Source organism: Ruegeria sp. AG6, assembly GCF_056541565.1.
In genome coordinates this window covers 38,902-52,496 of the sequence record NZ_JBQFYQ010000016.1, presented here as the reverse complement: position 1 = coordinate 52,496, position 13,595 = coordinate 38,902, and the positions used below count along the sequence as shown (strand labels likewise).

The window sequence follows — 13,595 nt, the reverse complement described above, 5'->3', positions numbered from 1 at the left end:
CAGCGACCACCCGTCAGCACCCCGGAACGACTCGTCAGAGGTCCCGCCAGCGCCAGTGAGCGGCACTCTAGTGGCAGTGAACGGGTACTCCTCCGGTCGAGAATGCCCCGTGCTCACCCTTTAAATGCCCCCGAAACCGCCCCAGTTTCTCGGGCTTCGCTGAAAAGCCCATAGGTTTCATCGGTCGGCAAGGATTCCTACCACCCCAGCCATGATTTTCTCTAGAATCACGCACTGAGAATTTGGCCGCCTATTAGCGCGTGTTTTCAGCAGGTTATCATCCGGCTACTCCAGCTGAGACCCGAGTTTATGCGCAACAATGGTCGATTTCGGGCCGCAGTCTCAGTTCGCCATTCCGGCGGTACGAGTTTGGTGACCTTGGGAGAGTCTGTAGACCTGAGTTCAGCAAACTGCTTGTGCTCACCTGACCAGATCGCCGGGAAGCCCGACCTGATCAGGTAATCCGCGGTCAGACCGTCAGGTTGTTCACCCGTTCACGTCGGCTTTGATATGGACTTCAAGGTGTTTGTCGCCACAGGCATCAATCACGTAGCCGCACGTTCTCTCGGCACCCCGGTGAAACGTCACGGGGCGTCCTTGACCTTTCTGTGTAAGATAAATCTCGACTGCCTCTGACAACAGCACAGAAGCAGCAGAAGTCTCGTTTAGAACAACTGGCGCTACGGCGGAGTTGGCTGCGCCAAGACGCAACATGTACTTTCCACGCAGTTGCGCATCCTTCGACTTCAGATGAAACCGATACTCATCCAGTTGATCAGCTGCTCTTCTTGCTATCGTCGCCGCTACGTTTACCGAGTGAGTACGCAAAGAAAATGCGATCCGAGAAGAAGAGTAGTAGCGGCAAAGCTCCTTGGGGATGCGGCGACTGAAGTAAAAAACACCCTCTTTCACGAAGGTGTACTTGGGTGAAATGGTCTCTGCCATGGCCTACGGCTCCAACCTGCTGTTAAAAGCCGGAGTGAAGCCAAGGGCTTACCTGAGGAAGTGGTGCCCGGGGGCGGAATCGAACCACCGACACGAGGATTTTCAATCCACTGCTCTACCCCTGAGCTACCCGGGCACGGGAACGACGTTCGTCATTGGGTGGGGGCCTTCTATGACTTGCTACCAGCGGTGTCCAGAGGCTTTTTCACATTTTTTCAATGCGGTCGCTTTGGCGTGAAGTCCTGCGTGTCATCCTCGGCTTCAAGGTCATCTTCGCGCTGCGACGGAACCGAGTAGGACCCGTTCAGCCACTTGGCCAAATCAATGTCCGCACACCGCCTGGAACAAAACGGACGAAACTTCTGCTCGGTCTCGCCTCCGCAAATCGGGCAGTTCATTTCAGGATCTCCATTACAGGAACGCGACCACGCTTTCGCTGCAACTCAAAGTGGCCCAGCGGGGTCCAGCCTGCAAGAATCGTCTCGTCCGGGTCTGATCTGAACGCGGCACGCAAAGCGGACTCAAACCCGCGGCGATCCTTCTTTGGCATGGGAGCGAGGTCCAGCGTTATCTGACCAGCCAGCCCACGTACGCGCAAAGCACGGGGCAGCATCTTGGCGCAGGCGAAATTGGCCTTGGTGCCCGCCGCCAGCGAGGTGTCCGCTCCGGTGTTCACATCCACGGCGACCAACGCGCGTGTGGGTTCGATGTAAAGATACCCTCCGCCCGGCAAAGGCTCGGACGCTCCACGCACGGTATCCAGCGCATCCAGAACGCCGTGGGTTTCGAACCCGCCCGCCTGTGTCACGACTTCGGCCGGGTCGGTCCAGTCGCGCCAGGCAAGGATATGGGGGCTGTCACCTTCGCTGAGAAGTTCAGGCTCGGTCCCGTCGTCATTCATCACCTGCTCGGCCTGCGTCAACATGGCCGAGAGGTCTTCCGAGATCTCTTCGGCATCCGCACCAGCGCAGCAGGAGCGCAGGATCAATCCATAGGCGCTGTCACCCATCTGCTCGTGGGCGATTTCAAGCAGTTGATCGCGTGTGTCCTCGTCCTTGATACTGCGCGAAATGTTCAGGCCCGGAGCGTCCGGCGTAACAATCGCATAGCGGCTTTTGAAGAGGATGCGATTGCTCACCGGTATGGCTTTGCCGGGCTCTGCAAAGCCGGTAACCTGTACCAACAACAGGGCACCGGGACCCAAGCCTTTGACTTGTCGCAGGAAAGCAGGGCCATCTGGTGTGGTCAGGAACATTCCGCCCTGCCCCTTGACCGGGCGGTCAGCGCGGGCGCGATAGATCGTGCCGGGCGCGGGTGCGTCTGTGGCGATCAAGAAGTCATCCAACTTGCCGTCGACCATCAGCGCAGCCGCTTCGCGGCCTTGGATGTGGTCCAGAACAATGGTGCGACCTTTCATGATGCCTCTCGATACAGTGGATAGCCGATGCCTTGCAGCAAGGCCGCGGTCTCGGACAGGGGCAGGCCAACGATGCCTGTAAACGACCCCGAAATCCATGGAATGAAAGCCCCTGCGGGCCCCTGAATCGCATAGGCGCCTGCCTTGCCGCGCCAGTCTCCGGTCGCCAGATAGGCGTTGATCTCGACATCCGACAGACGTTTGACCTTGACCTGTGAGACGACATCACGCTGCAGCACACGGTCTCCGCGCCGGACCGCAACCGAGGTGATCACGCGGTGACGACGACCAGACAGGGAATGCAGAAACTCCGCTGCCTGCCCCGCATCCTCGGGCTTTCCCAGAATCCGACGCCCCAAGGCCACGGTGGTATCTGCACAGAGGGTAACGTCACCTCTATCTGACTGAACAGCCTGCACTTTTTGGCGCGTGATGCGGTGGCAATACGGAACCGGAAGCTCGCCCTTCAAGGGCGTTTCGTCGATGTCAGGAGGGCAAATGGCATCGGGCCGCACGCCAAGCTGGGCCAGCAGGTCCAGCCGTCTTGGGCTGCCCGATCCGAGAATGAACGCCATTGCGGCAGGCGTTACTTGAAGCGATAGTTGATCCGACCCTTGGTCAGATCATATGGGGTCATCTCGACCTGAACCTTGTCGCCGGCCAGAACACGGATGCGGTTCTTGCGCATCTTGCCTGCCGTATGTGCGATGATCTCATGGCCGTTTTCCAGCTCGACCCGAAACGTCGCATTAGGCAGGAGTTCCTTCACGACACCGGGAAATTCGAGCGTATCTTCCTTGGCCATGTTGTCTCCATCATTACGTTGCACCCGCAGAATCTGCGGGGGTGTGCGCTTAAATGAGCCTATTTCGGCCTTATTTCAAGGGCGGAATCACCTAAAGAGCGGATATTGTGACCGATTCGACTCGGGCGGCCTGTTCCTCCCAATGGGTTCGGTTCAGCACGTGACCGTCCGCGCGGACCTCGGCGATGGCTGACAGGTCGACATCCGCATAGGTCCAGCCCGGCTGATTCAAAGTGCCTTCGGCCAGCACACCGGTGGCCGGGAACCCCTTGTCGGGCGGGCCAAAAACGCCTCCGGTCCCGGTGTTCACATCCACCGCCTCGGACCACTGGTTGTTCCCGACCAGCGAGGCCATGACCGTAACGCATTGATTTTCCAAAGCTCTTGACATTACGCCAATCCGCACGCGCCAGTAACCCGAAAGCGCTTCGGTACAGGATGGCGCAAGGATCAGGTCTGCCTCGCTCAGCGCGCGGCCCAGCAACGGAAACTCGCTGTCATAACAGATCAACACACCGATCTTGCCCAGTGCGGTGTCGAACAGCTTGAGCGGACCCCCCGGGGCGATGTCCCAATCCTCGCGTTCGAACCGGGTCATGATCTGTTTGTCCTGATTATCGAAACTGCCATCCGGCGCGTAGAAGGCGGCACGGTTCACCGGACGCCCGGGGCCATCAACAACCGGCGCCGACGCACCCAGAATGTAGGTTTTGTACGTCTTGGCGAGGCGGGTGTGCAGGTTTTGTACATCCTCCATCCGGTCGGACACGGCCCGGATCGACCGCTCCAAATCGCCGGCAATCTCGGCCCCTTCGAGGGTCGACAGCTCCATCGCGCCATATTCGGGAAAGACCAGCAATTCGGCCCCCTGCCCTGCGGCCTGGGACACCCACCCCTCAAGCTTGTCTTCGAATTGCGCCCAGCTATTCAGCCAGTCGAGGTTGTAGGCGGCAGTTGCGACTTTCATGGCAGCGTCCCCGTTCGGTCAAATTCGCGTGACCTTAGTCGCGGACGCAGACCGGAGTACAGCCCAATTACCCTGCGGTCGTCGGATCGATGATCGTGGTCACTTCGGTGACCGTGTTGGCCGGGAACCCGCTGAGTTCCGCATGCTTGTGGATCGCGTCCTCGCTCTCGGCCAGATAGATGCAAAAGGTCTTGTCACCAGCAACATAGGAATGCTCCCACTGCACGCCGGGTATTTGCGCCAGCGCTTCGTTCGACTTCGCAGACGCGCCGCACAGTTCGTCACCGGACATGGAACCGACACCCGGAAGATCGCGTTCGATAACATAGCGTTTCATGGCAATTCCCCCACAGAAAACCCAACACTACCATGATTCGGGAATTTTTTGCGTTTGGCGTTCAGAGATCCCGGATCCAGAACTGCAACGGCTTCAGCGTCTCACCCTCTTCCCCAATGTCTTTCCACGAAAACTGTGCGATCGCACCGGGCAATGGTTCATACCCCCGCGCGCGCCAGAAGGCATCCAGCGGGCGGTAATTGTCGGGCCGCATCGGATGATCTGCCGGGCGTTGCACGCCGCAGAATGCGCAATTGGTGAAACCCAGCGCGCGGGCGTGGGCTTCGCGTTCGTCAAAGAACCTGTGGCCGACACCCTGCCCACGATAGTCGGGCAACAGCACCGATTCGGCGCAATAGAAGATGTCATGCAGGTCAAGCCCGGAGCCCTCGAAGGCCGCCGCGAAATCGTCAGCGTGGTCAGTCAGCGGTGCGCCGGTCGAGGCGCCGATCAGGCGGTCGCCGTCGAAGGCGCCAATCACGATGGCCTTGTCGCTGTCGCGGTAGGATTGCAGGTATTTGCGTTCGTATTCCAGATCGCCGTCATAGAGGTAGGGCCAGGCGTGAAACACTCTGATCCGCAGGCGGGCGACATCGTCCAGAGCGGCCCCGAGTGCCGCTCCGGTCAGGGGGCGGACGTCGGTGACCTCAGCCATTCGAAACCTGTTTGGTCCAGTCTGCCAGGTTGTAGAAAGTGGTGACGCGGGTGATCTTGCCATCCTTCAGGTCGAAGAACGAACCGGCAGGCAGGCGGTACGTCTGGCCATGCGCATCCGGAAGGCCATCATCGGTTTCCAGGTAGGTGCCGTTGACGATGAATTCGGCTGCGGCGCGGGTGCCGCCTTCGGCTTCGAACACGACGATGTCGGTCAGGTTTTCTTTGTAGCACCGGTTCATATGCGCGCAGAACGCGGCGAACTTGTCCTTGCCAATGCGGATCTGGCCTTCGTTCACGTGATGGGCCACGTCATCGGACAGGCAGGCCAGCATGGCATCCACGTCACCGGCATTGAAGGCTTCGAAATAGGTTTTGACGGTCTGGTTCATGGTCACTCCGTAGGTTCGCCCCAGCGGTCTTTCAGATGTTTGATGATCTGATCGCGGGTCTGTCGGTAGTGATGTAGCTTTTCTTCGCGGGTCTCGCCCAACCCGGTAGGGTCCATTATTGGCCAATAATCGACATCGAGGTGAAAAACCCGGGTCAGTTCCAGCGCCTGCCGCTGACTGGCGGGTGAAAGCGCCACCACCAGATCAAACGAGCTGAGGTCATCACCCCATTCCTGCATCTCGTCAAAGGAGCGCGAGCGGTGGCGGGACAGTTCTACGCCGACCTCGTGGCAGACGGCGATGCTGAAGCCGTCGATTTCCAGATCGTTATGCACACCGGCGGACTGAACATAGGTGCCGGTGCCATAGAATTTCTTCATCAGCCCCTCGGCCATCGGGGACCGAACCGCGTTGTGGTCGCAACAGAACAAGACCGACTGCGGCAGAGGCTTCACGCGTCAGCCCCCAAAATGCAGAACGCAGATCAGCGTGAACAGGCGACGGGCGGTGTCGGTGTCGACATCTGCCTTGCCTTCCAGCCGTTCCTGCAACACGCGGCTGCCTTCGTTGTGGATACCCCGGCGGGCCATGTCGATGGTTTCGATCTGGCTGGGCGGCAGTGATTTCACCGCATCGAAATAGCTTTCGCAGATCTGGAAGTAATCCTTGACCACCTGCCGGAAGGGACCGAGCGACAGGTGAAACTCGGCCGCTTTTTCGTTGGCCTCGGTTTCAATGTCGAAGACAAGCCGTTTGTCGCGGATCGAAAGCTGAAGGCGATAGGGGCCTTCGGGCACAACGCGGTCGTCGCGTTTGGGCAGCGAGAAGCTGTTTTCTTCCAGCAGATCATAGATGGCAACCTTGCGTTCCTGCTCGATCTCGGGCGTGGGCGGCGGCAGATTTCTATCATCCAGTTCGATATGCGAGATGCGGGTCATCTTTACAGTCACATTCCTTGCGTCAGCACAGACCTATAGCAATGATATTCAACGGGCAACGCACAGAAACGCCATATGCGCCAGGTCTTTGCGTCATTTCAGCCATTCAGGCGGTTCAGGCGCGCGGCGACCGAGAGGCCATGCGCCTCGAGGCTTTCCGAGCACGCCAACTGTTCAGCGGCAGGACCAATGGCGCGCAGGGCTTCGGGGGTCATCTGGCTGAGCGTGGTGCGTTTGAGGAAATCCATCACGCTGAGGCCTGACGAAAACCGTGCCGAACGCGCGGTGGGCAACACGTGGTTGGGACCGCCCACATAATCACCGATGGCTTCCGGTGTGTACTGGCCCAGAAAGATGGCCCCGGCGTGGATGGTTTTTTCGCTCAGCGCCACCGGGTCTGCGACGCAAAGCTCCAGATGTTCCGGGGCGATACGGTTCGATAGGATTGCAGCCTGATCCAGATCACGGACGGTGATTATGGCACCGAAGTCGCGCCAGCTGGCCCCGGCGATGGCGCGGCGTTGCAGGGTTTCGAGGCGTTTTTCGACCGCCTTAGCGACGCTTTGGCCAAAAGCGGCATCATCCGTGATCAGGATCGACTGCGCGCTTTCATCGTGTTCGGCCTGGCTGAGCAGGTCCAGCGCGATCCAGTCGGGATCGTTGTCCTTGTCGGCGATGACCAGAATCTCGGAAGGGCCCGCAATCATGTCGATGCCGACCTTGCCAAAGACACGGCGTTTGGCCGCCGCAACAAAGGCGTTGCCCGGGCCCGTGATCTTGTCGACCGGCGCGATGGTGTCGGTGCCATAGGCCAGCGCCGCCACGGCTTGCGCGCCGCCGATGCGATAGACCTCGTCCACACCCGACAGCTGCGCTGCCAGCAGCACCAGCGGGTTCACCTGCCCGTCCGGGGTGGGCACCACGATGGCCAGCCGTTCAACCCCCGCCACCTTGGCCGGGATGGCATTCATCAGCACCGATGACGGGTACGAGGCAAGCCCGCCCGGCACATAGAGACCTGCGGCAGAAACCGCCGACCAGCGCCAGCCCAGCGTGGCCCCGGCCTCATCCGTCCAGCTGTGATCGCTTGGCATCTGCTTTTCGTGATAGGCCCGGATGCGGGCGGCGGCCAGTTCCAGCGCCGCGCGATCCTCGGCCGAGACCTGCGTCACCGCGTCCACGATTTCCTGAGCGCTGAAGGCCAGCGTTTCGGGCGTCAGCTCCAGCCGGTCGAATTTCGTGGTCAGTTCGATGACCGCCGCGTCACCCCGGTTGCGGACATCGTCGATGATCTGCGCCACAACCGCGTCCACATCCGGGCTGTCCTCGCGCTTGGCGGACAGCAGGGCCTGAAAGGCGGTTTCGAAATCGGGTGATGTGGCGTCAAGGAAAACGGGCATGATCTGGCACTCCGGGCGTTGCGCCACGGGACATATCGCCCACGGGGCGCGGCCTCAACCCTCAGCCCTGGGGGTGCAGCGATTTGCGCATGGCAAAGCAGGTCAGGTCCCGACTGTCACTGCATTGACCGGTGACCTTCCAGCCGTGGCGCAAATAGAATTCCCGGGCGGTTTTCGTGCCGTCCAGATGCGCCTCGGTACAGCCGCACGCAGCCAGTTGCCGTTCCAGCCGGTTGAGCAACGCGGCCCCCACCCCGCTGCCGACGTGATCCGGGTCAACATAGAGCAAGGTGATCTTGCCGGTTTCGAACAACCCACCGACCGCGGCCACCCGCCCTTCACGCTCGGCCAGCCAGATCTGTGATCCCGGCTTGAACCAGCCCCGGATGGTCGCCGGGTCTTTGTTCGCGGTCCATTGTTCCAGATGGTCGAGATCGTTGTTGTGATCGGCCACACAAAGCTGCGTGATCGACCGTATCAGCACGCGACTGATGTCGAACACATCGAACACGGTCGCGGGACGCAGGGCAATACCCTCGGGCACATTTGAAAACGCCTGAGAAATGCCGCGCTTGTTCTGCATCTATTCGGGGTGCTGCGGCACCCGGCCGGATGGGGCCCGATATGGGCGCGTGACGTCCTTGAGCGTGGCATCCAACGCCTCGACCGTCAGGCGGATCGCGCCGTCACCCGCCAGGGTCAGCAAGACCTGGCCCGCGCCATCCTCACCGGGTTCGAATTCGACGGACAACAGCGACATGACCATGTCTTTCTCGCTGCGATCAATGCCCTGACTGGCCGCGGACAGAACGGAATCGAAGACCAGCACCGACTGCACCCGTTCAAACGGGCGGTCACGGCGGGCGGCGGCATCTTTGTCTTCCCAGCGAAAACGGTTCAGCAACAGGCCAAAGCGGCGGTGCGACGGTTGCCATTTCATCTCGGTCACGGGAAAAACCGCATCCTGCACCAGGGTCGAGATCACCTTCAGGTCATCTGCATCCTCAGCCCCCAGATTCAGCGGGGCTTCGCGCCCGTCTTCAAAACTTGCGTCCGTCATTCGCCCTTGATCCGTTCGATTTTTGCGCCCACGCCTTCCAGCTTGCGCACCACATGTTCATATCCGCGGTCCAAATGATAGACCCGGCTTACCGTCGTCTCACCTTCTGCCGCTAATCCGGCGAGGATCAGCGACACCGAAGCCCGCAGATCCGTCGCCATCACCGGGGCGCCTTTCAGGGTTTCGACACCCGTGACGGTGGCGGTGCCGCCGTGCACCTCGATATTCGCGCCCATGCGCACAAGTTCCGGGGCATGCATGAAGCGGTTTTCGAAAATGCGTTCTTCGAGAACCGAGGTGCCCTCAGCCGTGCACATCAGCGCCATCATCTGCGCTTGAAGGTCGGTCGGGAAGCCCGGGAAGGGTTCGGTCACCACATCCACAGCCTGCACACGGCCGTTCTTGCGCGCCACTTTCAAGCCGTTTTGGGTTTCGGTGACACTGACCCCCGCCGCGTCGAGCTTGGCCGCAAAGGATTCAACCAGCGCCATGCGCCCGCCCAGCAGTTCGACCTCGCCGCCGCAAATCGCCGGGGCCAGCATATAGGTGCCCAGTTCGATCCGGTCGGTGACAACCTGATGGGTGGCACCGTGCAGCCGGTCGACGCCCTGAATTTCGATGGTCGAACTGCCCTCGCCCGAAATCTGCGCACCCATCTTGCGCAGGCATTCGACCAGATCGACGATCTCGGGCTCGCGCGCGGCGTTCTTGAGCACCGTGGTGCCCTTGGCCAGCGTCGCCGCCATGACGATGTTTTCGGTGGCCCCGACCGAGGCAAAGCGCATCTCGTGCACCGCGCCTTTCAGCCCTCCCGGAGCCCTGGCGTGCAGATACCCGTCTTTCAGCTCGATCTCGGCGCCCAGCGCCTCGAGCCCTTCGACATGCAAGTCCATCGGACGGGCACCAATCGCGCAGCCACCGGGCAGAGAAACAACCGCCTGCCCGAACCGCGCCAGCAAGGGGCCCAGCACCAGATTCGAGGCACGCATCTTGCGCACAATGTCATAATCCGCCGTTTGGCTGGTCAGGCTATGGCTCGACATCGCGATCACCTGACCATCTTGCAGCGACGACACCTCGGCCCCCAGTGATTGCAGCAGAGCGGTCATGGTCTTGATGTCGCTGAGGCGTGGTGCGTTCGTCAGCGTCAGCGGTTCTTCGCTCAGCAAGGTTGCAGGCATCAGCGTCAGACACGCGTTTTTGGCCCCCGCAATCGGTATCTGACCATTCAGCGGGCCGTTGCCCGTCACCAGAATCGAATCCATCTGCTCTTATCCCTTGTCCTTGTCGGCCTTGTCCCCAGAGGTCGCCCGCGCCTTGGCCTGCGCCTTGCGCCGGGCCATATTGGCCTTCAGCGCCGCTTTCAGCCGCTCTTCGCGCGCATCCCCGGATTTGCCTTGTTTTTTGGGTGAATTTTTATTCGTCATGATCTTTCTCTACAGGAGGCGAAAAAAACCGTCCAGACACCCTTGCGCCGCGTTTCGTTTGAGTCTAATCACCCGCCCACAGCGCTGCTGTAGCTCAGAGGTAGAGCACTCCCTTGGTAAGGGAGAGGTCGAGAGTTCAATTCTCTCCAGCAGCACCATGATTTCCGATTTAGTCGATGTTGTAGATATACTCGGACTCTCGGGACACTTCCTGTAAATTCCCTGATGTGGGGCGGCGGAAGTTTTCTTGACGAACGAAGAACACGACATCGCCGAAAGCTGCACGGTCGAAATCAACTGGCAGGACGGGGATATCGCCGTGATCGACAACACACACGGGTAAAGCACGGCCGCCGGGCGATCAAGGACGCAGACCCCCGGCTCTTTAACGGCATGGGGCGGATTTGACGCACAAGGCACGCCAGAACAAGCTGGCAGCATCTGCACAAAGACGGGTGTTGCCGGCTGGATACGTAGATACACAAGCGAAGGAGGATCCCCGGCGTTGCGGCCTCAAACCATTCAACAAAATGGGAAGGGTTTTGGTAGCGGAGGAGGGACTTGAACCCCCGACACGCGGATTATGATTCCGCTGCTCTAACCAACTGAGCTACTCCGCCTTGAGTGAGAGGCGATGTAAGCGAGGGGCCCGGGAGGGTCAAGAGGGAAATCAACCAACCTCAAGATTTCTTTCACGCCTGCTCTGATGGCCTGTCCTGCAAGGATGTTCGAGGGGATGTGGTCGCGTCGGTCATCCTGCGGATGAAGACGGCACATATTTCGGGCTCTGTGATCGGAATCATGTGGCCGAACCCGTCCAGCTCTTCGTAACTCAGCCCGAACTCGGTCATTGTCGGCCCGTGCAGCGGCGGTGACAGTATCGCGTCCTGACGGCCATACAAGATGCCCCCGGGGACAGTCAGTTTCGGATAGCGCGCGACCTGCGCATTGATACTTGCATCGACCCCGGCAACGTCCTGAGAGGCCGTGACAAAGGCGGAAGGCCGCAGGCCAAGCGCGCCGCCTGCCCGGTCCAGAAAGTCGTCCGGCGGGGTTTCCGGATCAAACGCTGCGCTCAGCGTGTGCGGCGCGGTTCTGGACGCAAGGGGAACGGCAAGCGTGTTGCCGATCAGGCTGCGCATCCATTCGGAGCGGATCTCAAGCGGTTTGAAGATCGCCGGGGTTTCGGGCAGTTTGTGCGTCAGCGGCGCCAGCAGCGCCAGACCGGCGACCCGGGCCGGATGGTCCAGTGCCATCGCTAGTGAAACCGCGCCCCCCAGTGAATGGCCGACCAGAACGGCGCGGTCCACGCCTTTTTTGTCCAGAAACTCGGCAATCATGCCTGCCTGGTGGGGCAATTGCGCCAGCTCGGCCGTATCGCGCGTTGAATACCCGCATCCCGGCCGGTCCAGCGCGATAACGTGGTAGTCGTCGGCCAGAAGATCCACCAGCGCATAGGTAAAGTGCTGCAACTGCCCGGCCAGACCGTGAATCATGACGATGGTCTGCGCCTCGGGATTTCCCTTTTCCACATAGTGGATGCTGCCGCCGCGAACGGGTGTGATCTGACCCAGCTGCGGCACGGTTTCACGACCCCGGCGGGTAATCTTCCGGGTCCACAGGTTCAAGACAAACAGAACCGCAACAAGGACGGCGATTGCGATCAGAACGGTTGTCATTCAACTTTCTCCATTGCTAGGGGCGGCGGGTCCGTATTGCTCCAACCCTGATTGTGCCATGCGTTTCTGAAACTCGGCAACGGTGCCGGGCCACAAGGTCGTGTTTCGGCCTTCCGCATCCATGTACCAGGATGTACAGCCGCCGGCCTGCCAGACGCCGTCCGCGTGGCGGCTGTGCATTTCCCGCGTGAACGCCGCCTGTTTTGCGGCGTCTGGAGTGATTGCAGACAACCCTTCGCGCTGCATCTCGCTCAGGACCCGGCCGATATGGCCAACCTGGGCCTCGATCATCAGCACGACCGAGTTGTGCCCCAACCCGGTATGCGGCCCCAGAAGCAGGAAGAAATTGGGAAAACCCGAAACTGCGGTACCCAGATGCGCGCACATGCCATCCGACCAGGCAGAGCGCAGCGTAAGCCCGTCCGCACCGGTAATGTCCAGACGCTCGACCGCGTCGGTTACGTGAAACCCGGTGCCCCAGATCAAGACATCCGCCTTGGTCCGGGTGCCATCCGCCGCGATGACCGTGTCACCTTCGATTCGGGCGACGCCCTTCGGAACAACGCTGACATTGTCGCGGGCCAGGGTCGGGTACCAATCGTTCGAACTCAGGATACGTTTGCAGCCGATCCGATAGTCGGGGGTCAGAGTCCGCCGTTCGACCGGATCGGTGATGGCGCGCTCCAATGCCTTTTGCCACATCTTCAAGGCAAAATTCACCGCGCGTTCCTCACCACGAAACACGCGGTGGCGAAATTCGAAGATCATGAATATCAGCTTGCGCCGAATGCGGGGCAAAATGGGAAGCCAAGCGTAAAGGCTGCGCACCCAGGGCGCAATCGGACCGTCCGGGCGCGGCATCACGTAAGGCGCACTGCGTTGAAAGATCGCGACGTGGCCTGCAATCTTGGCGATCTCGGGTACAAACTGAACGGCGGATGCGCCGGTTCCAACGACCGCCACGCGCTTGCCGGTCAGATCGACTTCGTGATTCCATTCGGCCGAGTGGAAACTGGGCCCCGAAAAACCGTCGGCGCCGGGGATATCCGGGATGCTGGGATAATGAAGTGCGCCAATGGCCGAGACCAGAAACCGCGCCGACCATTGCTGGCCATCCATCGTTTCAACTTGCCATCGCGTTCCATCCCAGCTGGCCGATTTCAGCTCCTGCCGGAAATGGCACAGGTCATACAACCCTTCCTGACGCGCGACATTTTGCAGATAAGCCTGAATTTCCGCGCCACCGGCATAGGCGCGGCTCCAATGCGGGTTGAGATGGGTCGCCATGGAATACAGATGCGACGGCACATCACAGGCGACACCGGGATAGGTATTTTCGCGCCATGTCCCCCCGATATCATCGGCCTTTTCCAAAATCGCGATATCCTTGATACCGCGCTTGCGCGCCTCAAGCGCCATCGTCAGCCCGGCAAACCCGGCGCCGACGATCAGCATCTCTGTTTTGTGGTGCATGAGTGAGTGCCTTCTGAAACAACCCTGCGTTTATCTGTTGCAGATATATGCACTTGCCTGGCTGTGAAGTAGGTCACACAGGTAACAATGACCCGGCGTCT

18 protein-coding genes and 3 tRNA genes are annotated in these 13,595 nt (G+C 60.3%); 1 reads left to right on the top strand and 20 read right to left on the bottom strand.

The genetic code is table 11. The annotated features are described in order from the left end of the window. Positions 1-486 precede the first annotated feature (486 nt). The 17 genes from ACR0I0_RS19870 to ACR0I0_RS19790 all read right to left on the bottom strand — a co-directional run bounded on the left by ACR0I0_RS19870 (position 487) and on the right by ACR0I0_RS19790 (position 10,342). Positions 487-945 (bottom strand): DUF6538 domain-containing protein, encoded by a 459-nt coding sequence (locus ACR0I0_RS19870; RefSeq protein ID WP_480492592.1) that lies wholly within the window; start codon positions 943-945, stop codon positions 487-489. Between the two features lie 61 nt (positions 946-1,006). Next, a tRNA-Phe gene (locus ACR0I0_RS19865) sits at positions 1,007-1,081 on the bottom strand. Between the two features lie 79 nt (positions 1,082-1,160). Further along, complete coding sequence (locus ACR0I0_RS19860; protein ID WP_171634093.1) at positions 1,161-1,343, bottom strand: DNA gyrase inhibitor YacG; 183 nt, start codon at positions 1,341-1,343, stop codon at positions 1,161-1,163. Then, positions 1,340-2,362 carry a ribonuclease E/G gene (locus ACR0I0_RS19855; RefSeq protein ID WP_171722826.1) on the bottom strand — a complete coding sequence of 341 codons (1,023 nt, stop codon included), beginning with the start codon at positions 2,360-2,362 and terminating at the stop codon, positions 1,340-1,342. Before ACR0I0_RS19855 ends, ACR0I0_RS19860 begins: the two co-directional genes overlap by 4 nt. Continuing rightward, entirely contained in the window at positions 2,359-2,937 is a 579-nt protein-coding gene (locus ACR0I0_RS19850) for a Maf family protein (protein ID WP_480492590.1), read from the bottom strand. The genes ACR0I0_RS19855 and ACR0I0_RS19850 overlap by 4 nt, the downstream gene beginning before the upstream one ends. An 11-nt stretch (positions 2,938-2,948) precedes the next feature. After that, positions 2,949-3,167 carry a translation initiation factor IF-1 gene (gene infA, locus ACR0I0_RS19845; protein WP_005978431.1) on the bottom strand — a complete coding sequence of 73 codons (219 nt, stop codon included), beginning with the start codon at positions 3,165-3,167 and terminating at the stop codon, positions 2,949-2,951. Positions 3,168-3,258: 91 nt separating this feature from the next. Then, positions 3,259-4,134, bottom strand: coding sequence for a carbon-nitrogen hydrolase family protein (locus ACR0I0_RS19840; RefSeq protein ID WP_480492588.1), 876 nt, complete (start codon positions 4,132-4,134; stop codon positions 3,259-3,261). 67 nt (positions 4,135-4,201) lie between these two features. Beyond that, positions 4,202-4,471, bottom strand: coding sequence for a DUF4242 domain-containing protein (locus ACR0I0_RS19835; protein WP_171722823.1), 270 nt, complete (start codon positions 4,469-4,471; stop codon positions 4,202-4,204). Positions 4,472-4,532: 61 nt separating this feature from the next. After that, positions 4,533-5,126 carry a GNAT family N-acetyltransferase gene (locus ACR0I0_RS19830; RefSeq protein ID WP_480492586.1) on the bottom strand — a complete coding sequence of 198 codons (594 nt, stop codon included), beginning with the start codon at positions 5,124-5,126 and terminating at the stop codon, positions 4,533-4,535. Then, positions 5,119-5,517 (bottom strand): ketosteroid isomerase-related protein, encoded by a 399-nt coding sequence (locus ACR0I0_RS19825; protein WP_152458860.1) that lies wholly within the window; start codon positions 5,515-5,517, stop codon positions 5,119-5,121. The genes ACR0I0_RS19830 and ACR0I0_RS19825 overlap by 8 nt, the downstream gene beginning before the upstream one ends. Positions 5,518-5,519: 2 nt before the next feature. After that, positions 5,520-5,972 (bottom strand): arsenate reductase/protein-tyrosine-phosphatase family protein, encoded by a 453-nt coding sequence (locus ACR0I0_RS19820; RefSeq protein WP_171634118.1) that lies wholly within the window; start codon positions 5,970-5,972, stop codon positions 5,520-5,522. Positions 5,973-5,975: 3 nt separating this feature from the next. Continuing rightward, a complete protein-coding gene (locus ACR0I0_RS19815) occupies positions 5,976-6,455 on the bottom strand; it encodes a UPF0262 family protein (RefSeq protein WP_171722821.1) in 480 nt (159 codons plus the stop codon). A gap of 98 nt (positions 6,456-6,553) precedes the next feature. After that, positions 6,554-7,855, bottom strand: coding sequence for a histidinol dehydrogenase (gene hisD / locus ACR0I0_RS19810; protein ID WP_480492584.1), 1,302 nt, complete (start codon positions 7,853-7,855; stop codon positions 6,554-6,556). A 61-nt stretch (positions 7,856-7,916) separates the two neighbouring features. Next, on the bottom strand, positions 7,917-8,438 hold the full coding sequence (locus ACR0I0_RS19805; RefSeq protein WP_480485442.1) for a GNAT family N-acetyltransferase: 522 nt from the start codon (positions 8,436-8,438) through the stop codon (positions 7,917-7,919). Further along, positions 8,439-8,915 carry a DUF2948 family protein gene (locus ACR0I0_RS19800; protein WP_480492583.1) on the bottom strand — a complete coding sequence of 159 codons (477 nt, stop codon included), beginning with the start codon at positions 8,913-8,915 and terminating at the stop codon, positions 8,439-8,441. Next, positions 8,912-10,180, bottom strand: a complete 1,269-nt coding sequence (gene murA / locus ACR0I0_RS19795) for a UDP-N-acetylglucosamine 1-carboxyvinyltransferase (RefSeq protein WP_171634135.1) — start codon at positions 10,178-10,180, stop codon at positions 8,912-8,914. The genes ACR0I0_RS19800 and murA overlap by 4 nt, the downstream gene beginning before the upstream one ends. A gap of 6 nt (positions 10,181-10,186) precedes the next feature. Further along, a complete protein-coding gene (locus ACR0I0_RS19790) occupies positions 10,187-10,342 on the bottom strand; it encodes a hypothetical protein (protein ID WP_171118532.1) in 156 nt (51 codons plus the stop codon). Positions 10,343-10,425: 83 nt separating this feature from the next. Between ACR0I0_RS19790 and ACR0I0_RS19785 the strand changes: the two genes are divergently transcribed. Further along, a tRNA-Thr gene (locus ACR0I0_RS19785) sits at positions 10,426-10,500 on the top strand. A gap of 385 nt (positions 10,501-10,885) precedes the next feature. Here the strand turns inward: ACR0I0_RS19785 and ACR0I0_RS19780 are convergent. The 3 genes from ACR0I0_RS19780 to ACR0I0_RS19770 all read right to left on the bottom strand — a co-directional run bounded on the left by ACR0I0_RS19780 (position 10,886) and on the right by ACR0I0_RS19770 (position 13,494). After that, positions 10,886-10,962: transfer RNA gene (locus ACR0I0_RS19780), tRNA-Met, on the bottom strand. A 72-nt stretch (positions 10,963-11,034) separates the two neighbouring features. Then, positions 11,035-12,021 carry an alpha/beta fold hydrolase gene (locus ACR0I0_RS19775; protein WP_480485446.1) on the bottom strand — a complete coding sequence of 329 codons (987 nt, stop codon included), beginning with the start codon at positions 12,019-12,021 and terminating at the stop codon, positions 11,035-11,037. Continuing rightward, positions 12,022-13,494 (bottom strand): flavin-containing monooxygenase, encoded by a 1,473-nt coding sequence (locus ACR0I0_RS19770; RefSeq protein ID WP_480492582.1) that lies wholly within the window; start codon positions 13,492-13,494, stop codon positions 12,022-12,024. It abuts the gene before it with no gap. Positions 13,495-13,595: the final 101 nt, after the last annotated feature.